Source organism: Methylocapsa polymorpha (assembly GCF_045689225.1).
Lineage (GTDB): Bacteria > Pseudomonadota > Alphaproteobacteria > Rhizobiales > Beijerinckiaceae > Methylocapsa > Methylocapsa polymorpha.
In genome coordinates, this window is sequence record NZ_CP136862.1 from 3,277,334 (window position 1) to 3,303,326 (window position 25,993).

Sequence of the window (25,993 nt, forward strand, 5' to 3'; positions counted from 1 at the left end):
TCTTGATTAGAATTGACAAATTCAATGGGGATGGGGTTCCCCAAAATCGCCGAAGAGGCTGATGACTCCTGCCGCGCGACACCAGCGAGGAGGAGTTGCTTTGCGCATTTTTCTGAGAAATGCCGCCCCGTTAGCTTTCTTTTGGGCCTGTTTTGCGCTCGGAAAGCATCGCCTTGAGCTGGAAGACGGCGCGCCAATTCCTTCAGGCGCAGCCGCTAGATGTTTGAACTAACCTTCCAGCGGCAGGATGAATCATGACCGGCGTTTGGGCGCTTGCAGCGCTATGGTTGGCGCTCGCGCTGATTGCGAGCCTGCTCTCGATTTGGCTCCGCATCTCGACGGCGCTTTCTGAAATCATTGTCGGAACAATCGCCCAGCTTATCATCGGCGCCGCCATTGGCTCGGCCGTGCTCGGCACGGATGAATCCTGGGTCAAGTTTCTTTCGGGCCTTGGCGCCATCGTCCTGACGTTTCTCGCGGGCGCGGAACTCGATCCGCAGGTGTTCAAGCTCAAGTGGAAAGAGGCGGCCGCGGTCGGGCTCGCCAGCTTCTTTTTCCCTTTCCTCGCCTGCGCGGCGGCAGCCCATTACGTGCTTGGTTGGCAGATGACGCCGAGTTTGCTCGCCGGGGTCGCCATGTCGACAACCTCGGTGGCTGTCGTCTACGCCGTGATGCTCGAATTTGGATTCAACACGACCGAATATGGCAAGACGGTTCTGGCGGCTTGTTTTGTGACCGACCTCGGGACTGTGGTCGCGCTCGGCCTCATCTTCGCGCCATTCACGATAAAAACCTTGATCTTCCTCGCGGCGGGCGCTGCGGTCTTCGTGATCCTTCCATGGCTCACGCCGCGTTTCTTCCGGCGATACGGAGGCCGGCCTTCCGAACTGGAGGCGAAATTTCTGCTTCTCTGCCTGCTCGGAATGGGGGCGCTCGCTGCCTGGGCCGACAGCGAGGCCGTGCTTCCCGCCTATCTCATAGGAATGGTGCTCGCGGGAACCGTCGGCAAGGATCATGCGCTGATCAGACGTCTGCGCACGCTGACTTTCGGATTGCTGACGCCGTTCTATTTCATCCGCGCGGGCTCTTTCGTCTCGATACCCGCGCTCATCGCCGCGCCGACCGCCTTTATCGTCTTCCTCATTGTCAAAGTCGGCGCGAAAATCATCGGCGTCTATCCCGTCACGCAGCTCTTCGGCTCGCCGAACAGGGAGGCGATTTATACTACGCTCTTGATGTCGACGGGACTCACCTTTGGAACAATTTCCTCCCTGTTTGGCTTATCGCATGGAATAATCGACGCCGGCCAGTATTCGGCGCTCGCTGCGGCGGTCATCGGAAGCGCCGTCATCCCGACGGTGGTGGCCAACGCATTCTACCTGCCGCGCCACTTGTTGCCGGCCAAGGACGTGGAAAATGTCCCCCCGGCGCATGGCCGCTGACGCGGGTCCGGCGGCTACGAGAAAATCGAGTGAGCTAGAAGGCGCGTCCAATGTTCAGCAGAATCCTGCATGCCAATGACGGCTCCGAGCACGCGTTTCACGCCCTGTCGCTGGCGCTTGAGATCGCGAGACAGAACAATTCGGAGCTCCATATGGTTTCGGTTGAAGAGATCGACTACATGCCGGAATTCCTCGAAGAGGTCAGAGAGGAAACCGGGACCGCGGCTCGGCGCTATCACGGAGTTCTCCAGCGCGCGCGCACGATGGCGGAGGCCAGTCAGGTCAGGCTTCAGACCCATGTCATGGCTGGACATCCGGTGCGCGATGTTGTCTTGCTTGCCGCCGACCTCAAGGTCGATCTGCTCGTCATCGGGGCTACGGGCCATTCGGCCTTGTACGAGCGAATGGTGGGGAGCCGGGCGGACCGCATCATCCAGCTCGCGCAATGTCCTGTGCTGGTCGTGAAGTGATGTTGGATTTGAGGAGGAAACGCCGCCGATGCTCTACCTATGGATCATGCTGGGCAGCGCTCTGGGAGGAGCCGCGCGCTATTGGTTTTCCGGCGTCATAGCGAACAGTTTCGGTGAGACCTTTCCTTGGGGCACGATCCTTGTGAATGTCAGCGGCTGCCTGGTCATCGGCTTTTTCGCCACGCTGACAGGCCCCGACGGCCGCCTGCTGGTCGGCGCCACGACGCGCCAGTTTGTGATGGTCGGCCTCTGCGGCGGCTATACGACTTTCTCCTCCTTCAGCCTGCAAACGCTCAATCTCGCGCGCGACGGCGAATGGTTTCGCGCCGGCGCCAACGCCGTCCTGTCGCTTGTGCTATGTTTCCTGGCGGTGTGGCTCGGCCATGTCGCCGCCGTTGCGTTCAACCAGTTGAAGGAGGTGTAGCTCATGCAAATCCCCCGCAACGCCATGCTGCTGCGGATCTTTATCGGCGAGGATGATAGGCATGGCCACCAGCCTCTCTATGAGGTGATTGTGATGAAGGCCCGCGAGCTGCATCTCGCGGGCGCGACAGTGTTGCGTGGCCCGATGGGCTTTGGCCATTCGAGCCGCCTGCACACGGCGAAGATCCTGCGCCTCTCCGAGGACTTGCCTTTTGTGATCGAGATCGTCGATAGCGAGGAGAAGATCAACGCCTTCCTTCCCGTGCTCGACGGCATGATGGCGAGCGGGCTCGTCACGCTGGAGAAGGTTCAGGTGCTGCAATACGGTTCCGGCGACAAGGCTTGATCAGCGTGCGGGCGCAGGTCACGCGCTGGCGCCCAAACTCGCGAGATTATAGCCTTCCTCCCGCAAGACCCTTTGCACCGCAGGGCGCGCGAGCATGCGCTTGTAATGCGCCTGAAGATTTGCGGGCAGGGGGATTTTCGTCTTGTCGGCCCAGAACTCGACATAGAACAAAATGGGATCGGCGATCGAGAATGCGCCAGCGACATAATCCTTCACGCCGAGCTGATCGTTCAGGACTCCGAAGCATTTTTCGACGAGCTCGCGGCCGAAGGCGCGCACCGCCTCATGGTCGGCCTCGTTGCGGGTGAAGGTCGGCGTCGCGAAAATGCGGGCGAAGCCTTGCCCGTGCACCGTCCCGACGACGAAAGCGAGAGTTTCGATGACTCTTGTTTCGCCTTCGACGTCTTCGGGCAAAAGTCTTGCGCGGGGATGCGCGCGCCCGAGCCAATAGGCGATCGCCTGAACCTCGGTGAGCGAGGAGCCGTCATCGCGCACGAGCGTCGGGATCGTCGACTTCGGGTTGATCGCCACATAATCCGGCTTGAAATGATCGCCTGCCGGGAGATTGACGATATAGGCCTCGAAAGCCTTGTCGAGCTCCTCGAGAAGGATGTGGATGCCGGTCGAGCAGGAGCCGGGAGTCATGTAGAATTTCACGTTCGACCTTCTCTCTCGCCGCGGCGGTTATTCGAAAAAGCGTTAGGCGTGCGCGCTTGGGCAATGAAAAAACCGTGCCATCAGGAAGGCCGCAAGCAATTTGGCCCGCCGTGAGGCGCGACTTGGTTTTTGCGCGCCGGGACTTAGACGCTCAGAAATGCTCGGCTTTCGCGAGAATGGCCGCGCTGAGTTCGGCGACTGGCGCGCGCAACCCCCGCCGGGCGCGCAACATGACGAATTCGAGATCACCGAGCCTCGGCAATTGCGGACTCGGCGGGCATTCGATCAAGCCTTTGGGAATGAGCTTGCGCGAATGGGCCATGACGCCGAGGCCCGCCTGCGCCGCCGCGACAAGGCCCGTCAGGCTGCCGCTCGTGCCGGCGATCCGCCATGGAATTCCGGCCTGTTCCAGCGCAGCCAGCGCCATGAAGCGCGTGATGCTCGGCGGCGGATAAAGGATCAATTGAACCTGTCCGCCGGCAAAGGCCGGATCGCCGGAGGCGCCCGCCCAGACAAGGCTGTCGCGCCAGACGAGTTCGCCACGGTCCTCGCCCGGCCAGCGCTTGCAAAGGACGATATCGAGTTCGCCCGAGTCGAATCTCGTGATCAGGCTGTTGCTGAGCGCGATGTTGAATTCGAGGTCGACTAATGGATGCTGACGCACGAAGCCGCGAAGCACCTCCGGCAACCAGGAGGAGACCAGATCCTCGGAGGCGCCGAAGCGCAGGCGGCCGCGTAGCTTCGTTCCGGCGAAATGCCGTTTCGCCCGTTCATTGGCCTCGAGAATGTTCCTTGCGAATTCGACCATCGCTTCGCCCTCGATGGTCAAGGCGACGGAATGGGTGTCGCGCACGAAAAGCCGGTGACCTACCGCCTTCTCGAGCTTGCGGACATGATCGCTCACGGTCGGCTGGCTCAAGCCGAGCTTTCGGCTCGCCTCGGAAAAGCTATTGCCCTCCGCGATCATGAGAAAACTTTGCAGGAGCAGGGGATCAAGCATCGATTCATGCTTATCGGAAAAGACGATAACATTAATCGGCATCATCCGCGTTCACAGGAGAAAAGACAATTATCAATGTTGCGTCATCGCAGCCTCGATCGGCTCAAGCGACAAAGACGGCATGTGGAGGAAACGATGACTTTATATTCGCGACGCAATATTTTGGCGACAAGCGCGGCCGGCGGCCTTGTTGCTGCGGCGGCTGCAACCGGCGCCTCAGCCGACGCTTATTCGCCCGCCGCCATGAGCGACCCTGGCCCGCATGACCCGGCGCAGGAAGCGATCAACCCTTATGACTGGCAGTCGCTGCCGACCGACCATGGCAATCTCGGCACGCTGAGACATTCGTTTTCTCAGGTTCACAATCGCCATACCGACGCCGGATGGGCCCGCGAGGTCACGGTCCGGAATTTCCCGATCTCCAAAGCCATGGCCGGCGTCAACATGCGTCTGCCTGTAGGCGCGGTGCGCGAGCTGCACTGGCATGTCCCGGCTGAATGGGCTTACGTGACCTATGGCGTCGGGCGGATTACCGCTGTCGACTCGGGCGCGCGAAGATTCGTCGCCGATGTGAAGGAGGGCGATCTCTGGTTCTTCCCTGGCGGCGTGCCGCATTCGATTCAGGGGCTCGGCCCGGACGGCTGCGAATTCATCCTTGTCTTCAACGACGGCAATTTCTCGGAGGACAGCACCTTCCTCATCACCGATTGGTTCAACCACACGCCCAAGGATGTGCTTGCGAAGAATTTTAATCTTCCGGCGTCGGCCTTCGACAATACCCCCAAGAAGGATCTTTGGATCTTCAATGCGCCGGTTCCCGGCAGCTTGGCCGACGATCTTGCGCAGAGCAAGCAGCCAGACGTGCCTAACCCGTACAAATTCTCGCTGTTGGACCAAAAGCCAGTCTTCAGCTCTCAAGGCGGAAGGGTCCGCATCGCCGATTCGAATAATTTCAAGGCGACGACCATGGCGGCGGCCCTCGTCGAGGTCGAGCCCGGCGGCCTGCGCGAATTGCACTGGCATCCGACTTCGGACGAATGGCAATATTACATCAGCGGCACGGCCCGGATGGGAGTCTTCCACGGCGAAGGCCGGAACAACACGGTCGAGTTCCACCCGAGCGACATCGGCTATGTGCCGCAGTCGATAGGTCATTATGTCCAGAACATCGGCAAGGACACGCTGCGCTTTCTGGAGGTTTTCACCAGCCCGGAATATGCCGACATATCGCTAGCGTCATGGATGGCTAACGTCCCGCATGAACTCGTCGCAGCGCATCTGAACATCGATGTGCCGACATTGCAGAGACTCGCGCAGTCGAAGACCCCTGTTGTCCCGATTTAGATTTCTGGCTAACGTAAATGTGATCAGGCTGGACCTTGGCAGGCTGGCCTGCGCTTGGAGCGATTTCTTCCAAAACGAAGGATCGCTCCTTTCGGCATATCGGTTTGGGCGAACCGATTGCGTTACTGTCATATTTTGTAGGTGCAACGTTCATGACCATAGCCCTGGATATCGATCGAAACGATGGTCCCGTCGGCGGATTGCTGTCGCGCAAGCGCACAATCGCCAAACCTGGCTTTAACCGTTGGCTGGTGCCGCCCGCCGCGCTCGCCATTCATTTGTGCATAGGCATGGCCTATGGGCTCAGTGTTTTCTGGCTGCCCCTGTCGCGCGCGATCGGGATCGAGAAATCGGTCGCCTGCCCGGACCTGAGCCTGATCGGCGCTGTGTTCACGCGCAGCTGCGATTGGCGGGTCAGCGATCTTTTGGTGGTGTTCGAACTTGGCATTGTTTTTCTCGGCCTTTCCGCCGCCGTGTTCGGCGGCTGGCTGGAACGGGCCGGGCCGCGCAAGGCCGGAGTCGCGGCCGCGTTTTGCTGGGGCGGCGGTTTCCTGATTGGCGCTCTCGGCGTCTATGTCCATCAGCTCTGGCTGCTCTGGCTCGGGGTCGGAGTCATCGGCGGGATCGGCCTCGGCCTCGGCTATATTTCGCCAGTCTCGACCTTGGTGAAATGGTTCCCCGACCGGCGCGGCATGGCGACGGGCATGGCCATCATGGGATTTGGCGGCGGCGCTTTGATCGGCTCGCCGCTGGCCAATCTGCTGATGAACGGCGGCAACCTTATAGGCTTCGACTTCGCCGGCTTCGGTAGTCCTGAAAATGCGATCCATTTGCCGGCAATTCACTACGCCATTTCTCTGCCCGGGTTTCGCTCGGCGGCCTCGGTCGGCGTCTGGCAGACGCTTGTCGTGATGGGCCTCGCCTATATGGCGAGCATGCTTGTCGGCGCCTTCGGATATCGGGTCCCGGCCGACGGCTGGCGGCCCGCCGGCTGGAGCCCCTCCCAACGCAAAAGCGCGCTCGTGACGACCGGCCATGTCCATCTCGACGACGCGCATAAGACCATTCAGTTCTGGCTCATCTGGTTGGTGCTTTGCCTCAATGTCTCGGCCGGCATTGGCGTTCTCGCGATGGCGTCGCCGATGCTGCAGGAGATTTTCGCGGGCTCGCTGGTCGGCGCGCCGAGCGTCGGCTTTTCTGACCTCGACGCGGGTCAAAAGACCGCGGTCGCCGCGATCGCCGCCGGCTTCGTCGGGCTTTTGTCCCTGTTTAATATCGGCGGGAGGTTCTTCTGGGCCTCTCTTTCGGACAAAATTGGACGCAAGACCACCTATTTCACATTCTTCGGTTTGGGAATCGTCCTTTACGCCTTGGCGCCGAGCTTCGCGCATATGGGATCGAAGGCGCTCTTCGTCGCCGCTTTCTGCGTCATTCTCTCGATGTATGGCGGCGGCTTCGCCACGGTGCCCGCCTATCTCGCCGATATTTTCGGCGTCCAATTCGTCGGCGCCATTCACGGCCGTTTGCTGACCGCCTGGTCGACCGCGGGCGTTGTTGGGCCTCTCGTGGTCGGCTACATACGCGACGCGCAAATAGAGGCGGGGATCGATCGCGCCCTCGTCTATGATCGCACCATGTATATTCTTGCCGGCTTTCTCGCGGTCGGCTTCATTTCGAACGCTTTGATCCGGCCCGTCAACACGAAATGGCTTGTCAAGGAAAAGCCGGACGCGGCCAAACCGTCGCAAGCCCATGCCGGCGCGACCCGAGGCGTGGCCGGCGCCCGGCAGAAATTTTCCGTCGCAATCGCCTGGACGCTGGTTTCGATCCCGATTCTCTGGGGCGTCTGGAAAGCCCTTGAGAGCGCGGTGAAAATCTTTCAATAACCGATAAAAAAGACGCCCGGCGCAGTTAAGTAATTGGCTCGCCGGGCGTCTTTACTTTGCGTTATGCGTTGAACGAAAAAAGCCTCGCCAGCGCGGCGGCGCGGCGGGCGGCGTCGACGCCTATTCTGCCTTGCGCCGCTTCAACCGCGGCAAGCGCTTTGGTGAGCCGCAACCCGCCCTGATGCAAGTCGACGCTGATCTCCCCGACCGTCCCGGAAAGCGCGTCGTTCATGGCGGCGATTTCGCCCTGCGTTCCGCCGGCGTTCAGGGCGAGCATTAAGGCGAGTGCGCCTTCATGGTCTTGCGCGTCTCGCGCCTGCGTCCGGGCGAGCCGGTAGAGATTGACAAAACGCTTCACCGCGCGGGCCGAACTGCCGGCGAGCGGCGCTAATTCGGCGAGAAGCTTGGCTTCGGCTTCCGAAACGGGCTCGTCGAGCGCGGATTGACGCGGATCGGGAGCCGGAGGCTGCCGCTTCGGCACGGACCCCCCTTGAAGAATGTCCTGGACGAGCGCCGAATAATCGGAGCGCGCGGCGATCTCGCCGACCTGAAACGGCGCCTGAATCCATTTGTCGAGGCTCGTTTCATCTTCGCCCGAGCCATGGCCGAGCCGCGCGGGATCGAACGCGACCAGGGCGACGAAGCCCGGCCCGAGCGCGCTGCGGACATGGGCGAGAATTTCACGCGCGCGAGACGCAGGCGCGGCGTCGAGATTATCGATGGCGAGGACAATGCGTTGCGGCGTCTCAATGGCTGCGGCCTTGGGATCTGCGCCGGACCGGCCGCCCTTTCGCATCAAGGCGCCAACAGCCGCGATGAAGCGTTGCGCCTGTTGCTTGACAAGGTCGACCGCGAAGGGCGGCGGCTCGGCCAGCGCGGGGTTCGCGGCTTGAAGACCCCCGGCGCGCCGTTCCGCTTCGGCTGCGCGCCGCGTGAGATTATCCACCTCGTTTGTCAGCGCTTCCACGCGTCGCGTCTGATGCCCGAAATGTCCGTCCGATTCGCGCCGGCGGGCGAAAAGATCGGCCTGCAACAAGCGCTCGCCGCGAAACGCGATTTGAATGAGACGCAAAGCGCGCCAGACATTGAGGGCAATCGCGACCGCTGCGCCGAAAAAGGCGATCTGGCGCATGGTCAAGAGCCAATCCATATGGGTCTCGAACCAGGTCGCGGCGGCGCCGAGTTGCTCATTCGCGCGCAGCCAGCCAAGCCAGATGGTTTGATCGGCGACCGCCTGGCCGAGGCCTATGCCGGCAAGCACTAGAACCAGCGCTGTCGCGATCAGCCTCGTCTGGCCCTTGTACGCCCAGAAGGCGCGCAGCGCGAAGCCTGCGCGTCCGCCGCCGTCCCTGTCCGCGATTGCGCGCACCATGTCCTTGTAGTCGCGGATCGGATCGTTCGTGACGCCGAGCGCCGCCAGAGCCGTCTTGATCCGGCTTCGGTTGGCGCGCGCATAGGCGTCGACCTGGGAGCCGGTCGCCTCATAAAGCACGGATTCCGTCAGCCTTGCGCGTCCGGATTCGGCCTCGGCGAGCGCGCTCCTCTCGGCATCGAGCTTGCGGCGGGCGGCGTCGAGCCGCTCGAAAGCCTCGCGCGCCGCGACGCGCGGATCGCTCGCGGCATGCGCGGCTTCGACCGTGAAAGCTGGAAACGCGGCGGCGAGGCTCGCATGAAGCGCTCCGGCGAGGGCTGTCGCGGGATGGCCGTCGATCTCGACGGCGTCGATCCGCAGCGTGACGATCTTGCTCAAGAAAGGGGTCTCGCCGCCCGCTCGAGCGGCGGCGCTCAGGGCGTCGATTGAATGGATGAGCCTGGTCAAGGCCAGGCTCTTGCCCGATCCGGAACGGCCCAGGAGACCGATGGCGAGCGGCGTTTCCGTTCGCGCATGGGTTGCAAGCTGACTTAGAAGATCGAGCGATGCGTCGAGCCCGAGCGCGTCGGCCGCTTCGGGGATGTCGGCGGCGAAGATTGTCCCTGCAGGCGAATAGGGCAAGGGCTCAATCGCGGGGTTCGGGGCGGAAGCGAGAGGCTCTATTGCGTCGTTCGGCTTCCCTGCTTGGGAGCCGGGGATGATTGCTCCAAAATCGCGCAATCCACTGTCGGGCAAGGTGCAAATCCTTCTTAATGGGAGCTGAGCTTGCGATGTTTTTTAAGATTGTCTCTTGACTGGCCTAGGGTCGCAAGCAACCGATTATGACATTGACAAAGACAAGACTAGTCTTTTTGCGATCTTCTTTCGTACAAAATTCTGATTCGTATGGACCGCGCGGCTGCGCGCGGCTACATAGCCTTTCGACTTCACTCTTCTCTGACGGCGAGACGCGAGCCTCATGGCGCGGCAATTCATCTATCATATGCAGGGCCTCACGAAGACCTATCCCGGTGGGAAAAAGGTCCTCGAAAACGTCAATCTTTCATTCTATCCCGACGCCAAGATCGGCGTGCTTGGCGTCAACGGCGCCGGCAAATCGACGCTCCTGCGGATCATGGCGGGGATCGACAAGGAGTTCACCGGGGAAGGTTTCGTCGCCGAGGGCGCCCGCGTCGGCTATTTGCCGCAAGAGCCGCCGCTCGACGAAAATCTCGACGTGCGCGGCAATGTCATGCTGGGCGTCGCGGCGAAAAAGGCGATCCTGGATCGCTACAACGATCTCGCCATGAATTATTCCGACGAGACCGCCGACGAGATGACGCGGCTTCAGGACGAGATTGAGTCGCAGGGCCTATGGGACCTCGACGCCCAGGTCGATCTCGCTATGGAGGCCTTGGGCTGTCCGCCGGATGACTGGCCAGTCGGGAAGCTCTCCGGCGGCGAGCGCCGCCGCGTCGCGCTCTGCCGGCTTCTGCTCGAAAAGCCCGAGCTTTTGCTTCTCGACGAGCCGACGAACCATCTCGACGCCGAAACGGTCAATTGGCTCGAAGGCCACTTGCGCACCTATCCCGGCGCGATCTTGATCGTCACCCATGACCGCTATTTCCTCGACAATGTGACGGGATGGATTCTCGAGCTCGATCGCGGCCGCGGCATTCCTTACGAGGGCAATTATTCGTCCTGGCTGAAGCAAAAGCAGAAACGTCTCGCCCAGGAGGGCCGTGAGGACGAAGCGCGCCAGCGCCAGCTCGAAGCGGAATCGGAATGGATCGCCTCGAGCCCCAAGGCGCGCCAAGCCAAATCCAAGGCGCGCATCCAGCGCTACGAGGACCTCGTCCAGAAGCAGAACGACAGGGCGCCGACCGCCGCTCAGATCGTCATTCCGGTCGCCGAGCGCCTCGGCAATAATGTCATCGAATTCTCGCATCTCTCGAAAGGCTTCGGCGACAAGCTTCTGATCGACGATCTCTCGTTCAAATTGCCGCCCGGCGGCATTGTCGGCGTGATCGGCCCGAATGGCGCCGGCAAGACCACTTTGTTCCGCATGATCACCGGCCAGGAAAAGCCGGATAAGGGCTCCATCGAAATCGGCGAGTCGGTCAAGCTCGGCTATGTCGACCAATCGCGCGATTCGCTCGACGGCAAGAAGAACGTCTGGGAGGAAATTTCAGGAGGGAATGAGTTGATCTATCTCGGCAAGCGCGAGGTCAATTCCCGCGCCTACACATCCGCCTTCAACTTCAAAGGAGCGGACCAGCAGAAGAAGGTCGGCCAGCTCTCCGGCGGCGAGCGCAATCGCGTGCATCTCGCCAAAATGCTGAAATCAGGCGCCAATGTTCTTCTGCTCGACGAGCCGACCAATGATCTCGACGTCGATACGCTGCGCGCGCTCGAAGAGGCCTTGGCCGATTTCGCCGGCTGCGCCGTCATCATCTCGCATGACCGTTTCTTCCTCGACCGCATCGCGACCCATATTCTCTCCTTCGAGGACGATAGCCATGTCGAATGGTTCGAAGGCAATTTCGCCGATTACGAGGAAGACAAGAAACGCCGCCTAGGCATAGACAGCGTCATCCCGCACCGGCTGAAATATAAGAAATTTTCGCGCTAGGCCTGTTTCTCTGCGCCTGGCTGAGAACGGGCGTAAGCCTAAATCCGGCTCAATTCAAAGAGCTCGGGACACGAAGGCCGAAATCGACGGTGGTTCCTTCCGGGCGCGTAGATTTGCGCGATGGGCTGTTTTGCCTGATCTTGACGATGTTCGGAGAGAGCGTTGAAAGCTGCGGGCTTCAAGGGGAGCGCGATCAAGCTGCAGCCGAATTCGACAGGCAAGATCATCGTCAGCGAGGGCGAGTAAACCGCCGTCCTCGATTTTCGCGACCGTGCCTATAAGATCCCTATCGGCGGGCGGCGCCTCCGCCGATAGCCCGCTCCGATCAGAGCGAGCCCGCGCTCGCTTGTGGCGTATTGCTCAGCGCACGAGGCCGAGGAGCCAGAGGATTAGAAAAATGACGAGAACCGTGCCGAGCACGCCGCCGAGGCCCGTTCCGCCATAGGTGTTATAGGCGTAGTAACCGCCGCCGCCGCCAAACAGTAACAATAAAATTAGGATGATAAGAAGAGTGCTCATCGTCTTTCTCCGGCCAGATCGTTTTTTGGCAGATCGCCCGACGAATTGATCGTTGAGCGTACGATAGAGAACTCCAAACGTGATGGTTTAGTTCAAATGTTTCCAAGACGCCTTGATGGAGATGTTTCTCTCGAAGAGGCGTCTCCGGTCGCTGTCTCGCTTGCGTCAAGCGACGCGAAACACCTCGCCAAGCCCTTCGACCGCGTCCCATAATTCGTCGAAATGGCTGATGATCCGGTCCGGCTTGAACGTGCTGACCGGCTTGTCGGTGTAGCCGAAATCGACCGCCACGACCGGAATATTGGCGTTGCGCGCGGTGTCGATGTCAGTCTTGGAATCGCCGACCATGATGGCGCGGCGACGGTCGCCCCCGGCTCGCGCGATCGTCTGCAAAAGCGCCTCGCCGTCGGGCTTGCTGACCGCGAACGTATCCTTGCCGCAGATCGCCCGGAAGCGTTCCGCGACGCCTAGCGCGGTCAACAGCAGAACCGAGGGGTATTCGATCTTGTTGGTGCAGACGGCGAAGCCCCAGCCCGCCCCCTCGAATCGATTGAGCGCTTCGGCGACGCCTGGATAGAGAACCGTCGCATCGGCGATATGCGCCTCGTAATGGGCGAGGAATTCGGCGAATAGCTCGTCGAGCCGGGCTTCGCTCGCGTTCACGCCATGCGCCGCGAGGCCGCGCTGAACCAAGGCCCGCGCCCCGGCGCCGACCATGGCGCGCGCCTCGTCGAAGGCGATGCCGGAGAGGCCTTCGCGCTCCAAAATGGCGTTCAAGGTCGAGACGAGGTCGCCCGCTGTGTCGGCAAGCGTGCCGTCGAGGTCAAAGACAAGGAGAGGTTGCGTTTGCGGATCTTGTTGCATTGCACCAGACTTAAGTTGAGCGCCGGGCATGGTCAAGGCCAACCGTGAGGGGCCGGCGCCTTTCCAATGGCGGCTGCTTCCGCCGCAGCTTATAAGCTCTCGACCGACGAATCGCATATAAGCTGAAGCTCAGGGAGCTTTACATGATATGGGCCTTGCGTTTCCCTTGTTCGGCGAAGCCGCGCTATTGCCTCGTAGCCTTCGCGGCGATGATTGGAGCAGCGCAGAGCGCGGCGGCGGCGAATTACGAATTTCTCGCCTGCCCGGCGACCGATCTCAACCGCGTCTACCGACTCGATCGGGCGACGGGCGAGATTGGCGCCTGTCAATATGGATTGAAGGAGGGCTCGGTCGGAGTCACGCTCTGCTATCCGCCCGGCGAAGGCGCCGGACCTCAAGCGCCGAGCGAATATTCTCTCGTTTCCTCACACCACATTGGCGAAAGCGGCGTTTTCCGGGTTGATTTGCGCACCGGCATGATGTCGGTTTGCTATGTTTTGAACGACGCCGTCGTCTGCACGCCGCCGGCGAGATGAGCCCTGCCGCGCCCTTAGAGGGAATCGTCGCGCCGGCGCAGGGTTGACGGAGGCGCCCGCAAGGGACTAACCCCGGCGGAGCGGAAGAATTCCCGCCCGAAATCAGGTGAGCGCTTCATGACCGCCCTCAACCCGGATGACGCCAAACGACTTGCCGCCGCAAGGGCGCTCGATCTCGTGACTCCCGGCATGCGGCTAGGCCTTGGAACCGGGACGACAGCGGCGCATTTCGTCGAGCTTCTTGGCCTCCGGGTCGCGCAAGGATTGCAGGTCATTTGCGTTCCAACATCGGAGCGCACAAGGACCCAGGCGCAGCTTTTTTCAATCCCGCTATCGACCATCGAGGCCACGCCGGAACTCGACCTGACGGTCGACGGCGCCGACGAGTTCGACCCCCAATTGCGCTTGATCAAGGGCGGCGGCGGCGCGCATCTGCGCGAAAAGATCGTCGCCATGGCGTCGCGTCGCATGGTCGTGATCACCGATTCGTCGAAAGCCGTCGTGACGCTGGGCAAGTTCCCTCTGCCTGTCGAAGTCAATGTTTTCGGCCTCGAAGTGACGCGGCGCATGATCCTGGCGGCGGCGAAGGCCAGCGGCTGCGACGGCGAGATCCGCTTGCGCAAGACCCCGAGCGGCCATCCTTTCGTCAGCGATAATGGGCATTTCATCGTCGATTGCTTCCTCGGCTCCATCCCCGATCCCAATCAACTGGCGGCGCGGCTCGTCGCTATTCCGGGCGTCGTCGAGCATGGCCTGTTCATTGGGATCGCCAAGGCCGTGATCAGCGCCGGCCCCGACGGCGTCGAGATTTTTGGCGAGCTCGGCTGAGGCGCCTATGTAGGATGCAGCACCAAGGAGTTTTTCGCTTGCGCACAAGTTTCGATAAACGCCGATTGCTATCGGCTTTTTGTCTCGTCCTACTGCTTGCGCTCTCGTTCGCGGCCGTGGAAATTGCGCAGGCGCAGCAAACTGCGCCTGGGGCTCCGGCAAACCCGGCGGCAGGTTCAAGCGGCGCAAATCAAGGCGCGCCGACCGCCTCGCAGCTCGCCCTCGCCCGCAGGCTCGTGGTCGCCTCAGGAATGTCGCGCTCCTTCAGCATCGTCATTCCTCAATTCATGGATCAGATCGCGACCGCCCTGACGCAGACGCGGCCGGAACTCATCCGCGACCTCAATACCGTGCTGACGGACCTGAAGCCTGAATTCGACAAGCAGGCCGACGAAATGGTCGACATAGCGGCGCAGATCTATGTGAAGCGGATGAGCGAGCAGGACTTGAGAACGGCCGTGACCTTCTTCGAAAGTCCGGCGGGAAAGCAATATGTCGACACGCAGCCGGCCTTCCTGACCGATGTCGTCACCGCGATGCAGGGCTGGCAGGGCAAGATCTCGACCGACATGATGACCCGCGTGCGGGTGGAGATGAAGCAGAAAGGTCACGAGCTCTGAACGCGGCCGCGCCGGCGCTTGGACGCGATCTTGCTGGGCTTGCATAATTCTCGCATCATTTTCTCCCGAAAACCGAGGCCTTTCTCGGACATGACCTATAGGGCGTCCGGCCCTGCCTTCGGTCTCCGGACCGGCAGGCGATGGAGTTGTTGCGATGGCCGATTTCGACGTTGATCTCTTCGTCATCGGCGCAGGGTCCGGCGGCGTGCGCGCGGCGCGGATCGCCGCCGGCTATGGCGCCAAGGCGGTGGTCGCGGAAGAGTTTCGGGTCGGCGGCACCTGCGTGATCCGCGGCTGCGTGCCGAAGAAGCTGATGGTCTATGCGAGCCGGTTCGCCGATGATTTCGCCGATGCGGCGGGCTTTGGCTGGATCGTTGCCAAGCCGTCCTTCGACTGGTCGAAGCTCGTCGCCGCGAAAGAGCAGGAGATCTCGCGCCTTTCCGCGATTTACCGCGCCAATCTCAGCAAAGCCGGCGTGACGATCCTCGACAGCCGCGCCGAAGTCCTGGACCCACACACGGTGCGTATAGTCGCCGATGGCCGCACGATGCGCGCCCGCTTCATTCTCGTAGCCACCGGCGGGGCGCCGGTCCTCGAGCCGGACGTTCCAGGCCGCGAACACGCCATCACATCGAACGAGGTCTTCGATCTGGCTGAATTGCCCGAGCGCATGGTGATTGTGGGCGGCGGCTATATCGCTGTCGAATTCGCCTCCATTTTCGCAAGGCTCGGGACCCATGTCACGCTCGCGGTGCGCAGCGACAATGTGCTGCGCGGCTTTGACGAGGATATGCGCGTCGGCGTGCGCGATGCGCTCCGTCATGCCGGCGTCGATTTCAAATTCGGCATGTTGCCTATTCGCATCGAAAAAAAGGCCAAGGGGTTCGATGTGTGCTTGACGAAGGGCGAGCTGATCGACGCCGATCAGGTGATGATTGCGACCGGCAGACGGCCGCATACTTTCGGCCTGGGCCTTGAGAAAGCGGGCGTCGCGCTCGATCGCGTCGGCGCCGTCAAGGTCGATGAGTTCTCGAAAACCAATGTCAATTCGATTTACGCTGTTGGCGACGTCACGAATCGCGTCGCCTTGACGCCGGTCGCCATCCGCGAGGGGCACGCTTTCGCCGACACAGTTTTCGGCGGCAAGCCGACCGCGGTTTCACACGCCAATATTCCAACCGCCGTCTTCACGACGCCGGAACTTGGAACCGTGGGCTTGACCGAGGCTGAAGCGCGCGAGAGCTATGATTGCGTCGACATTTACGAGGCCTGCTTTCGCCCGCTGAAGGCGACCTTGTCGGGGCGTCAGGACAAGACCATGATGAAGATCGTCGTCGATGGGCTGACTGACCGCGTCCTGGGCGTTCATGTCCTCGGCGACGACGCCGGTGAGATGGCGCAGCTTCTGGGGATCGCGGTCAACCTCGGCGCGAAAAAGGCCGATTTCGACGCGACCATGGCGGTGCATCCGACCTCGGCCGAAGAGCTCGTCACCATGCGCACCCGCACGGCCCGCCATTTGCGTGAGACGATCGGCGAAGAAGGTCCGGGCGCGGCCGTCGGGGACTCTTGATGGGCGGCCGCTCAGCCGCCGCTCCGGTCAAGGCGGATCCCGATAGGCGCGCCCGGATATTGCACCGCCCGTGAGCCAGGCGGGATGGAGTAAATAGGCCGGTATCGCCATTTGCGAAAACCCCTGTATAAGGCGTTTTTGAAACGCGGGGTTTTAAGGGCGTAGCCCAGGGAGCTTGGAACCAATGCCCGTCGATGTTTGGTCGCCTGCCAGTTGGAGAGGCAAGCCGATCCAGCAATCGCCCGATTACGCCGACGCCGCCGCGCTCGGCGAGGTCGAGCGCCAACTCGCCGGCTTTCCGCCGCTGGTTTTCGCCGGCGAGGCGCGCAAGCTCAAGAGCATGTTGGGCAAGGTCGCCAAGGGCGAAGCTTTCCTCCTGCAAGGCGGCGATTGCGCCGAGAGCTTCGGCGAGCATTCCGCAGACAATATCCGCGATTTCTTTCGCGTGTTCCTGCAAATGTCGGTCGTCACGACCTTCGCCGCCGCTTTGCCGGTCGTCAAGCTCGGCCGGATCGCCGGCCAATTCGCCAAGCCGCGTTCGGCGCCGATGGAAAAGATCGGCGACGTCGAATTGCCGAGCTACCGAGGCGACATCGTAAACGACATCGCTTTCGAGGCCGAGGCGCGCAAGCCGGCGCCCAGCCGCCAGCTCGACGCCTATCGGCAGTCAGCGGCGACCTTGAACCTCATCCGCGCTTTTGCGTCTGGCGGCTACGCCAATCTCGAGAACGCGCATGGCTGGATGCTGGGGTTCGTCAAGGACAGTCCGCAATCCGCGCGCTATCAGGAGCTCGCCGACCGCATCACCGAGACGCTCGGATTCATGCGGGCGATCGGGCTCGATCCTGAATCGCATCAGGAGCTGCGCCAGACCGATTTCTACACCTCGCACGAGGCCTTGCTTCTAGGCTATGAGCAGGCGCTGACCCGCGTCGACTCGACGACGGGCGATCATTACGCGACCTCCGGCCATATGATCTGGATTGGCGACCGCACCCGCCAGCCCGATCACGCCCATGTCGAATATGCGCGGGGCGTAAGGAACCCGCTCGGGCTGAAATGCGGGCCGACGCTCGGCGCCGACGAGCTGCTCAAGCTCATGGATATTCTCAATCCGGCCAATGAGCCCGGACGCCTCACCTTGATTTGCCGGTTCGGCGCCGACAAGGCGGCCGACCGCCTGCCGGACCTGATCCGGGCGGTCAAGCGGGAAGGCCGCTGTGTCGTGTGGTCGTGCGATCCGATGCACGGCAATACGGTGAAGGCGGCCTCGGGCTTCAAGACGCGGCCTTTCGACAAGATCATGAGCGAGATCCGCACGTTCTTTTCGGCGCATCAGGCGGAAGGCACTTACGCTGGAGGCGTGCATCTCGAAATGACCGGCAAGAATGTCACCGAGTGCATCGGCGGCGCCCGCGCAATCTCCGAAGCAGACCTGCATGATCGCTATCACACCTATTGCGATCCGAGGCTCAACGCCGAGCAGGCGATCGAAGTCGCTTTCCTCGTCGCCGAGCTTTTGAAGGCCGAACGCATCGGACGCGGACGGAGTGAGGCCGACGCCGCGGAATGAGGCGCTCGGGCGGTTTCCGAATTCGATGGATTCGGGAAACGCACCATCTTTTTGTTTTGTCGTACCTTCTTTTTGCGAACGCGCATCGGCTTCGCTTGAAGACGCCGTAAGCCTTATTCGGAATGCGTCATGACCGCGTTTCCTGCTCTCTTCATCTCGCATGGCGCGCCCAACCTCGCGCTGCAGGACAGCCCGGCGCGCGATTTTTTCGTGGGGCTTGGCAAGGAGCTAGTCGATCAGGGTTTCGGCCGGCCGCAGGCGATCCTCATCGCCTCCGCTCATTTCGACATGAAGCTCCCGTCGGTGAGCGCCGATGAGAAGCCAGGAATGCTATATGACTTCAAAGGCTTCGAGGAGGAGCTTTATAAAGAGGTTTATCCAGCTCCGGGGCTGCCTCAACTCGCGACGATCGCCGCAAATCTCATCGAGCAATCCGGCTTTCCGGCGCAGGAGCTTGTCGGTCGCGGGTTCGATCACGGGGTCTGGGTTCCGCTAAAGCTGATCTACCCTGAAGCCGATATCCCGGTCGTGCAGATGGCGATCCAGTCCGATCAAGGCGCCGGCCATCATATTGCGCTCGGCCGGGCGCTGGCGCCATTGCGGAAGCATGGCGTGCTGATCATAGGCTCCGGCAGCCTTACGCATAATCTCGACGAGGTCTTCAAGGGCGGGCGCGAGTTCGATGCGCCGGTCTTGGACTGGGTGCGAGATTTCGACGATTGGGTCCTGGCGAAGGCGGAGGCCGGGGCGATCGACGAGATCGCGGATTATCGCAGCCTCGCGCCGCATGCGCGGGAAAACCATCCGACCGAGGATCACTTCCTGCCGCTGCCTTTCGCTTTTGGCGCGGCCGGCGAGGGCGCCAAGGGCAGACGCATTCATCATTCGGTCCAGTGGGGCGTCATGGCCATGGACGCCTATATTTTCGAATGACTGAGATCCAAGCTCCGCACCCTGATGCGCCGGCGAACCGCCTTGTCATTGGGCTCGCGCAGGTCAATTGCACGGTCGGAGACATTGCCGGCAATGTGGCCCGGATACGCGCCGCGCGGGCCGAAGCCGCCGGTTTCGGCGCCGATCTTTTGATGTTTTCCGAGCTTTTCATCAGCGGCTATCCGCCCGAGGACCTCGTCCTGAAGCCGGCCTTTCTGGAGGCCTGCCGCGCGGCCTGCGAGGAGATCGCGGCCGAGACGGCGGATGGCGGGCCCGCGCTTCTCGTCGGGCTTCCCTGGGGCAAGGACAAGGACTGCTATAACGCCTATGCGCTTCTCGACCACGGCAAGATCGAGGCGGTTCGCTTCAAGGTCGATTTGCCGAACTATGGCGTCTTCGATGAAAAGCGCGTCTTCAAGCCGGGCCTGATGCCGGGGCCGATCGTCTTCAAAGGCGTGCGCGTCGGCATACCGATCTGCGAGGACATTTGGGGCCCGGACCCAGTCGAGTGCATCGCCGAGACGGGCGGCGAAATTCTTCTCGTGCCCAATGGTTCGCCGTACTGGCGAAGCAAGACGGACGAGCGCCTCTCCATCGCGGTCGCGCGCGTCGTCGAAAGCGGGCTTCCGCTCATCTATCTGAACCAGATCGGCGGCCAGGACGAGCTCGTCTTCGACGGGGCTTCCTTCGCGCTCAACGGCAATTCGTCGCTCGCGCTTCAGCTTCCGGCTTTTGCGCCCATGGTCGCAAAGACGGTGTGGGAGCGCAAGTCGAAGGGCTTTGTCTGCGTCGAGGGACCGAAATGCAAGATCGAGGAGGGCGACGAGGCGGATTACGCGGCCTGCGTGCTCGGCCTTCGCGACTATGTCAATAAAAACGGGTTTCCCGGCGTCGTCATGGGGCTTTCGGGCGGGATCGATTCGGCGATTTGCGCCGCAATCGCGGTCGATGCGCTCGGGCCCGCGCGCGTCCATTGCATCATGCTGCCTTATCGCTTCACGTCGAACGAATCTCTCGCCGATGCGGAAGGCTGCGCGCGGGCGCTTGGGGTTCGCTATGATATTTTGCCGATCGCGCCCGCAGTCGACGGTTTCGAGAAAGTCCTCGCCCCCATCTTCAAGGGAACGACGCCCGGCGTCACCGAGGAAAATATCCAGAGCCGCGCGCGCGGCACGGTGCTGATGTCGGTCTCGAACAAGTTCGGCTCGATGCTGGTCACGACCGGCAACAAGTCCGAAATGTCGGTGGGCTACGCGACGATCTATGGCGACATGAACGGCGGGTTCAACCCGATCAAGGATCTCTACAAGATGGAGGTCTTCCGCCTCGCCGAGCTGCGCAACCGCTGGAGGCCGGAAGGGGCGCTCGGGCCCGACGGCGAAGTCATCGGGCGCAATATTATCGTGAAGCCGCCGTCCGCCGAATTGCGCGAGAATCAAAGGGATCAGGATTCGCTGCCGCCCTATGACGCGCTGGACGCCATTCTCGAAGGGCTCGTCGAAAAGGAGATGCGCGTCGCCGATGTCGCCGCCCTAGGCTACGATCTCGAGACAGTGAAAAAGATCGAAAGACTACTCTATCTCGCCGAATATAAGCGGCGCCAGTCAGCCCCGGGCGTCAAGGTGACGAAGAAGAATTTCGGCCGCGATCGGCGCTATCCGATCGTCAATCGGTTTCGCGATTCGGGCGCAGTGGTTGCGGGGTCGCGAGACCGGGACCCCGGGGAGGAGAGCCTCTCCACCGCCGAAGAGTAAGGGATAGCTACAGGGCTCCGCCCGGCTTCTTTCGCATCCCGCCATGGAGCTTGGTCGGCGGGGCAGGAGACGCCAACTCAATCGAGCGCGGGCATCAGAATAACCAATTTGGAAATCGTCTACGAACCTCCGGAATGACCACGCAGAGGAAACAATTCACCAGTCCAAAAAGGCTTATCGTTTCCATTGAGCGCTGATCAGTCGCAACCTTGACATATAACGGAATGAGATTGCTTTCTGCATTCGGAAAGAGGATCCGGTGATCGGAATGACAGTTGCCGAACTCAAATTCCCGGGCGTGCATTAAGCGGTTGAGAGCCCAATCGTAGTTCTCTACCCAATTTCCAGGATCATTCTCAGATATGACAACTGGAAGAACCTTGATTGAAGAAAATTTCTTTGTATCGAGATCGCAAATCTGATTTACGCGCCTTGCATGAAAGGCAAACTCAAGTAAATCTTGCGTAATGGCTTCAATGTAGAGATTGCTCCATTCGCCAGGGAACACAGCTCCGGCAAACGCAAACACGCGGAAAGCCTTGGTTCTAGCGGTCTGGACATGAAGCTCTCCAAGGCGGCGTATATTCGTCATGCCCGAAGCTTAAAATGTAAGCTGACCCGAGTGCAAGATTAACCCCTATAAAACGGCCGAATTCTTACCCGGTGACATGAAAGTAGACCGGCCGCAATCCACCCGCTGCAGAAATTCAAACCAAGACCTAACCGGGAAATATGCGTTATATGTATCGAACCGGCATCTGCTCGCCGCCGGCGCCTAACCCCGTTCGGCGCTCGGTTGTTCCTCGCGCAGGCTCATTTCATTGCCGCGCCAGACGAAATCATTTGTGATCCAGGCGTCGATATAGATAATCGGCAGCATCAGATCGCGCAGGATGAAAAGAAAAGGCATGCGCCAGGACAAATGCCATTTGTTCGTCCAGGCCAGAAGCGCTTCAGGAACATACCAGGCTATGGCGGTCGCCAACGCGACGCCTCCGACGCTCCAATCCATGGCTGAGGCGACATAGGCCGCGGCGATGCAAGGAAATACAGCGCCGGCGAAGATTTCGGGGGCGTAAAAGATCGGAAACGTCTTGCGCCGCATCCGCGCCCAGCGGACCTGCCGCATCCAGACTTCGCGGATCGCGCGAAAGCCGAGCGGCTGCTCGAAAGGACTATCGACAAGATTGACGACAAGGCCCTGACGGCGCACCAGCTTGGTCGAGGCGGCGTCCTCGGCGATCTCGGCGGCGAGCGCGCGAATTCCGCCGCCCCGCTCCATGATGTCGCGCCGCCACAACATGGTCTTGCCCTGGGCGAAGCCTGATCCCAGGGTTTCGCCGCAATATTGCCAGCGCGCCTCGAAGGTGTTGAGGAAGGCGCATTCGAGCTCGGCCCAGAGATTTTGCGGCCGGGAGCCGAGCGGCATAGAGCAAACGAGGCCGGTGCGGGGCCGCCAGCTCGCCAGGAGGCGCTGGATATAATCCCTCGGCATCAATACATTGGCGTCGGCGAGAATGATCCAGTCATGGCGCGCCGCGTCCCAACCCCTGACGCAATTGTTGAGCTTTGGATTATGGCTGACTTTCTCGTCGCCGACGATCAATCGCGCCGGCGTCTTGGGATGGTCGGCGATGAGCCGGCGCACGACCGGAGCGATCGGGTCATGCGCGCGCGCGACGCAAAAAATCACCTCATAGTCCGGATAATCGAGATTGAAGCTCGATCCCAAGGTCTCTTCGCAGTAATTGTCAAGGCCGCAGACGGGCCGGACCAGGCTGACCGCTGGAGCGCGATTCGGCGGCGGCAGCGGGCGCCGCCGGGGCCTCGCCCGCGCGATGGCGATCCCGATGCTGATGAAATTGATGGCCGTCAGCGCGAGGCAGAGCAAGCCAGCTCCATAAATCATCATCATTCTCGCGCTCCCGAGCTAGATTCCTTGAGCGGTCGTGAATAAGCACTATCTGAACGCCCAACGCGCCGGCGGCCCCAAACGGCGGCCTGCGGCGCAATCGTCAGGGAAGATGATGCCGCATCCAATTGTCCGCTTCGCACCGTCGCCGACCGGCTATATTCACATCGGCAACGCGCGGACGGCGCTGTTGAACTTCCTTTACGCAAAAAAGCATCATGGCGAATTCATTCTTCGCTTCGATGACACTGATGTGGAAAGGTCCAAGGAGGAGTTCGCCCAGGCGATCGAAGTCGATCTCGCCTGGCTCGGAATCGCTCCTCACGCCGTCTTTCGCCAGTCGGAGCGGATAGCGCTCTACCACGCCGCCGCCGAGGCCTTACGCGGCGCCGGCCGGCTCTATCCCTGTTACGAGACCGCCGAGGAGCTCGACCGCAAGCGCAAGCGCCAGCAGGCGCGCGGCCTGCCTCCGGTCTATGACCGGTCGAGCCTCGATCTTTCCGCCGCCGAGCGGGCGAAGCTCGAGACCGAGGGGCGCCGCCCGCATTGGCGGTTCAAGCTCGATCAGAAGATCGCGCATTGGAGCGATCTCGTGCGCGGCGAGAGCCATATCGATTGCGCGTCGCTCTCCGATCCGGTGCTTCTGCGAGAGGACGGCACCTATCTCTACACGCTGCCCTCGGTCGTCGACGACCTCGACCGGAGGGTCAATCTCATTATCCGCGGCGAGGATCATGTCACCAATACCGCCGTGCAAATCCAGCTTTTCGAAGCTTTGATCGCGGCGGGGTCCGGCTCAGGGGCCGTCCCAGGCTTTGCGCATCACAATCTTTTGTCCTCCGCGAGCGGCGAAGGCCTCTCGAAACGCACGGGCTCCTTGTCGATCGGCGGCTTGCGCGAGCAGGGAATCGAATCGCTCGCGGTCGCCGCGGCGGCGGTCTTGATCGGATCGTCCGTCGCGCTGCATCCCGTCGCGAGCCTCGACGAGCTCGCCGCGTCGCTCGACCTCAGCCAGATCTCGCGCACGCAGACGCGTTTTGATCCGGTGGAGCTTGCCGGATTGTCCGCCCGCACCTTGCACGGATTGAGCTTCGAGGCGGTGCGCGACCGGCTCGCCGCGCATGACATCGCGGGCTATAAGGCGAAGGCCTTCTGGCTTGCGGTGCGCGGCAATATTTCCACCTTCCTCGATGTCGTGGACTGGTGGCGCATCGTCGAGGGCGAAATACCGCCGGTCGCCGAGGATGCGGAATTTCTGGCGAAAGCCTGCGATATTCTGCCGGAGGAGCCTTGGGACGAAACGGCCTGGACGGTCTGGACGAATGTCTTGAAGGATCGGACAGGGCGCAAGGGCAGGGCCCTATATCATCCCTTGCGGCTCGCCTTGACGGGGCGCGAGACCGGGCCGGAGCTGGCCGCGCTCCTGCCGCTGATCGGCAAGGTCAAAGCGTCGGCCCGACTATCCGGACGCGTCGCTTGACCCCGTCCGGACCGATAATGTCCTGGAACTGGTCTGGACCCTGAAGAGGCGCGGCTCCGCCGGATGACGCCTTGCCTGGGTTGCTTGTCGCCCCGGGGCTCGAGGACTCTCCCCTCGCCGCGGCGGAGGAAGGTTCGACGCCCGGCCTTCCCTGTTTCTTGTTGTCGGCCTTGGGCGCCGATAATTCCACCGACTTCTCTTCGGTGACCATGATGTCGCCCCGGCGATCCTGGCCGATCAGGCGCTCCGCTCCGGACAGCGCCTGGGCCCAGGATTGTCCGGCCGGTTTGCAGGTGCAGGAGGGTTCGAAGCTCTTTTGAAACTTCAAGGCGTTCGGCAAATCCGAATAGGCGCTGCCGTCGTCGAGCGAGACGGCGGTGCTGATTTCGCTAAAGGGGGCGCGCGTATAGACGCTGACGGAGGCGTTCGGGCACAACGCCTGGCAAAGGTTCGTCAACTGATCCGGATCGCGTCGCGCCGAATAATTGAGCGGAAAGAAACCGCCGTCGCAGCTGCGCACGCAGACCGCTTGCGAGCCGCCGCGCGGCGTATGGTCCTCCTCGGCCGGATCCAAGGGCGCCGGAATCGGCATGGGCGGCTGGGGCAAAAGCGCTCCGCCGAAAAGCTGCTCAAAAAATCCGCGTTGCTGGGGTTGCGCCGCCGCCTGAACCGATCCCCGGCAATAGGCGTTATAGCGCGCGATCAGGTCCTGTCTCGCGGCGGCGGGGTCCGACGCGCCGGCGGCGGCCTGCAATTGTCCAAGACTCGCCTGCATCTGCTGAATCTGGGCGTTGAGGGCCGGACAACGCGCCGGCAAGGGCTGGCCGAAGATAGGGATTTGCGGCCGGTTGCAGCCGAGTGACCGGGCCGAGCTGATCGTGCGATCGAGTTCGGCGCGCTGCTTTTGGATGGCGCCGGCATAGCGGCTGGGGCGGGCCGGGCGCGCTTGGTCGAGCGCGGCGATCTCAGCTGGGAGCCGCGCGCAGTCAACGGCTTGCGCGAGGGCCGGGCCATGCGCGAGCATCACGGCCGCAAGGGCGATCCATAGGCGGGCGCAACGGCGTTTAAGCGAATAGGGGAGAGCGCCGCGAAAGTCGCACAAATAAGTCATTAGGAAGCCTCTTGCGCCGGTTCGCCGATTTGTCATCCCATGGTGGTGTTATCATGGCCATGTTGGAATTTCGCCGCCCAGCGCGTCGAAAACCGGCGGCAAAGCGCGAGCGTCCCTTTTATTCCGCCTCGACTTTGACCATATCTGTGATGGGAATCAGAGAGAACCGCGCCAATGTCTTTACCTGGATTTCGCCTTTTGTTCTTGGGATTTGCGACGCTTGCAGCCGTGGCCTTGGCCGCGGGGCGCGGCGAGGCGGCGTCCGACTCGCCGGATTTGATCTTCCGCAAGTCGACAGTCTTCAACTTGCTGACGCCGAACGATAAATTGGCGACCTATGGGATCGACGATCCTATCGTGGATGGCGTCGCCTGCCATTTCACCGTGCCTGAAAAGGGCGGGATCGCCGGCATGTTCGGGGTGGCCGAGGAGGTTTCCGATATTTCGCTTGCATGCCGCCAATATGGACCGGTCAAGTTCAAGGAGAAATTCGATCAAGGCGACATCGTTTTCCGCGAGCGGCGCTCTCTTTTCTTCAAGAAAATGCAGATCGTGCGGGGCTGCGACGTGAAGCGCAACGTTTTGATTTATATGGTTTATACAGACAAGTTGATCGAGGGTTCGCCGAAAAACTCGACCTCGACGGTTCCGGTGGAGCCCTGGGGCGGAAATGATGCGCCCAAATGCGCCGACTGGGTCAAAGGTTGAGCGCGGCTCGATCGGCCGCGCCATTCATTTT

General features: G+C 61.5%; 24 protein-coding genes and 1 riboswitch. Of the genes, 16 read left to right on the forward strand and 8 right to left on the reverse strand.

The window, feature by feature from the left end:
• The first annotated feature begins 17 nt into the window (after positions 1-17).
• Positions 18-78, forward strand: a riboswitch (Fluoride riboswitch).
• A gap of 176 nt (positions 79-254) precedes the next feature.
• The 4 genes from RZS28_RS15120 to RZS28_RS15135 are packed head-to-tail and all read left to right on the forward strand — an operon-like array spanning position 255 to position 2,681.
• Complete coding sequence (locus RZS28_RS15120) at positions 255-1,442, forward strand: cation:proton antiporter (RefSeq protein WP_407338568.1); 1,188 nt, start codon at positions 255-257, stop codon at positions 1,440-1,442.
• A gap of 50 nt (positions 1,443-1,492) precedes the next feature.
• Positions 1,493-1,912: a universal stress protein gene (locus RZS28_RS15125; protein ID WP_407338569.1), complete on the forward strand. Its 420-nt coding sequence runs from the start codon at positions 1,493-1,495 to the stop codon at positions 1,910-1,912.
• A 28-nt stretch (positions 1,913-1,940) separates the two neighbouring features.
• A complete protein-coding gene (gene crcB, locus RZS28_RS15130; protein WP_407338570.1) occupies positions 1,941-2,336 on the forward strand; it encodes a fluoride efflux transporter CrcB in 396 nt (131 codons plus the stop codon).
• Between the two features lie 3 nt (positions 2,337-2,339).
• The gene (locus RZS28_RS15135) at positions 2,340-2,681 is read left to right on the forward strand and encodes a DUF190 domain-containing protein (RefSeq protein WP_407338571.1); all 342 of its coding nucleotides are present in this window, start codon (positions 2,340-2,342) and stop codon (positions 2,679-2,681) included.
• 18 nt (positions 2,682-2,699) lie between these two features.
• Here the strand turns inward: RZS28_RS15135 and RZS28_RS15140 are convergent, their stop codons facing one another.
• Both RZS28_RS15140 and RZS28_RS15145 read right to left on the reverse strand, forming a co-directional pair.
• The gene (locus RZS28_RS15140) at positions 2,700-3,338 is read right to left on the reverse strand and encodes a glutathione S-transferase family protein (protein ID WP_407338572.1); all 639 of its coding nucleotides are present in this window, start codon (positions 3,336-3,338) and stop codon (positions 2,700-2,702) included.
• 151 nt (positions 3,339-3,489) lie between these two features.
• Positions 3,490-4,338, reverse strand: a complete 849-nt coding sequence (locus tag RZS28_RS15145; protein WP_407338573.1) for a LysR family transcriptional regulator — start codon at positions 4,336-4,338, stop codon at positions 3,490-3,492.
• Positions 4,339-4,473: 135 nt separating this feature from the next.
• Between RZS28_RS15145 and RZS28_RS15150 the strand changes: the two genes are divergently transcribed.
• Complete coding sequence (locus RZS28_RS15150; RefSeq protein WP_407338574.1) at positions 4,474-5,682, forward strand: cupin domain-containing protein; 1,209 nt, start codon at positions 4,474-4,476, stop codon at positions 5,680-5,682.
• A gap of 152 nt (positions 5,683-5,834) precedes the next feature.
• Positions 5,835-7,568 carry an OFA family MFS transporter gene (locus RZS28_RS15155; protein ID WP_407338575.1) on the forward strand — a complete coding sequence of 578 codons (1,734 nt, stop codon included), beginning with the start codon at positions 5,835-5,837 and terminating at the stop codon, positions 7,566-7,568.
• A 61-nt stretch (positions 7,569-7,629) separates the two neighbouring features.
• On the opposite strand, the gene RZS28_RS15160 is transcribed toward RZS28_RS15155, so the two are convergent.
• Positions 7,630-9,675, reverse strand: a complete 2,046-nt coding sequence (locus RZS28_RS15160; RefSeq protein WP_407338576.1) for a hypothetical protein — start codon at positions 9,673-9,675, stop codon at positions 7,630-7,632.
• A 223-nt stretch (positions 9,676-9,898) separates the two neighbouring features.
• Here RZS28_RS15160 and ettA point away from each other — a divergent pair, with 223 nt between their 5' ends.
• Positions 9,899-11,551, forward strand: a complete 1,653-nt coding sequence (gene ettA, locus RZS28_RS15165; protein WP_407338577.1) for an energy-dependent translational throttle protein EttA — start codon at positions 9,899-9,901, stop codon at positions 11,549-11,551.
• Positions 11,552-11,911: 360 nt separating this feature from the next.
• Here ettA and RZS28_RS15170 read toward each other — a convergent pair whose 3' ends face one another.
• The gene (locus RZS28_RS15170) at positions 11,912-12,070 is read right to left on the reverse strand and encodes a DUF3309 family protein (protein ID WP_318655035.1); all 159 of its coding nucleotides are present in this window, start codon (positions 12,068-12,070) and stop codon (positions 11,912-11,914) included.
• A gap of 165 nt (positions 12,071-12,235) precedes the next feature.
• Complete coding sequence (locus RZS28_RS15175) at positions 12,236-12,934, reverse strand: HAD-IA family hydrolase (RefSeq protein ID WP_407338578.1); 699 nt, start codon at positions 12,932-12,934, stop codon at positions 12,236-12,238.
• A 209-nt stretch (positions 12,935-13,143) separates the two neighbouring features.
• Here RZS28_RS15175 and RZS28_RS15180 point away from each other — a divergent pair, with 209 nt between their 5' ends.
• From RZS28_RS15180 to RZS28_RS15210, 7 genes are all read left to right on the forward strand, one after another.
• A complete protein-coding gene (locus tag RZS28_RS15180; protein WP_407341138.1) occupies positions 13,144-13,470 on the forward strand; it encodes a hypothetical protein in 327 nt (108 codons plus the stop codon).
• Between the two features lie 117 nt (positions 13,471-13,587).
• Complete coding sequence (gene rpiA / locus RZS28_RS15185) at positions 13,588-14,298, forward strand: ribose-5-phosphate isomerase RpiA (protein WP_407338579.1); 711 nt, start codon at positions 13,588-13,590, stop codon at positions 14,296-14,298.
• Between the two features lie 38 nt (positions 14,299-14,336).
• On the forward strand, positions 14,337-14,918 hold the full coding sequence (locus tag RZS28_RS15190) for a DUF2059 domain-containing protein (RefSeq protein ID WP_407338580.1): 582 nt from the start codon (positions 14,337-14,339) through the stop codon (positions 14,916-14,918).
• Between the two features lie 154 nt (positions 14,919-15,072).
• Positions 15,073-16,491, forward strand: a complete 1,419-nt coding sequence (gene gor / locus RZS28_RS15195; RefSeq protein ID WP_407338581.1) for a glutathione-disulfide reductase — start codon at positions 15,073-15,075, stop codon at positions 16,489-16,491.
• A 184-nt stretch (positions 16,492-16,675) separates the two neighbouring features.
• Positions 16,676-18,064 (forward strand): class II 3-deoxy-7-phosphoheptulonate synthase, encoded by a 1,389-nt coding sequence (locus tag RZS28_RS15200; RefSeq protein WP_407338582.1) that lies wholly within the window; start codon positions 16,676-16,678, stop codon positions 18,062-18,064.
• Between the two features lie 129 nt (positions 18,065-18,193).
• Positions 18,194-18,997: a DODA-type extradiol aromatic ring-opening family dioxygenase gene (locus tag RZS28_RS15205; protein ID WP_407338583.1), complete on the forward strand. Its 804-nt coding sequence runs from the start codon at positions 18,194-18,196 to the stop codon at positions 18,995-18,997.
• Entirely contained in the window at positions 18,994-20,751 is a 1,758-nt protein-coding gene (locus tag RZS28_RS15210) for an NAD+ synthase (RefSeq protein ID WP_407338584.1), read from the forward strand. Before RZS28_RS15205 ends, RZS28_RS15210 begins: the two co-directional genes overlap by 4 nt.
• 94 nt (positions 20,752-20,845) lie before the next feature.
• Here the strand turns inward: RZS28_RS15210 and RZS28_RS15215 are convergent, their stop codons facing one another.
• Both RZS28_RS15215 and RZS28_RS15220 read right to left on the reverse strand, forming a co-directional pair.
• Positions 20,846-21,343: a hypothetical protein gene (locus RZS28_RS15215; protein ID WP_407338585.1), complete on the reverse strand. Its 498-nt coding sequence runs from the start codon at positions 21,341-21,343 to the stop codon at positions 20,846-20,848.
• 183 nt (positions 21,344-21,526) lie between these two features.
• Positions 21,527-22,666 carry a ceramide glucosyltransferase gene (locus RZS28_RS15220; RefSeq protein ID WP_407338586.1) on the reverse strand — a complete coding sequence of 380 codons (1,140 nt, stop codon included), beginning with the start codon at positions 22,664-22,666 and terminating at the stop codon, positions 21,527-21,529.
• A gap of 109 nt (positions 22,667-22,775) precedes the next feature.
• On the opposite strand from RZS28_RS15220, the gene RZS28_RS15225 reads away from it, so the two are divergent.
• Positions 22,776-24,143 (forward strand): glutamate--tRNA ligase, encoded by a 1,368-nt coding sequence (locus tag RZS28_RS15225; RefSeq protein ID WP_407341139.1) that lies wholly within the window; start codon positions 22,776-22,778, stop codon positions 24,141-24,143.
• Here RZS28_RS15225 and RZS28_RS15230 read toward each other — a convergent pair.
• A complete protein-coding gene (locus RZS28_RS15230) occupies positions 24,106-25,254 on the reverse strand; it encodes a DUF2865 domain-containing protein (protein WP_407338587.1) in 1,149 nt (382 codons plus the stop codon). The two genes, RZS28_RS15225 and RZS28_RS15230, sit on opposite strands and share 38 nt — an antisense overlap.
• A gap of 174 nt (positions 25,255-25,428) precedes the next feature.
• Between RZS28_RS15230 and RZS28_RS15235 the strand changes: the two genes are divergently transcribed.
• Positions 25,429-25,962, forward strand: coding sequence for a CreA family protein (locus tag RZS28_RS15235; RefSeq protein ID WP_407338588.1), 534 nt, complete (start codon positions 25,429-25,431; stop codon positions 25,960-25,962).
• Positions 25,963-25,993: the final 31 nt, after the last annotated feature.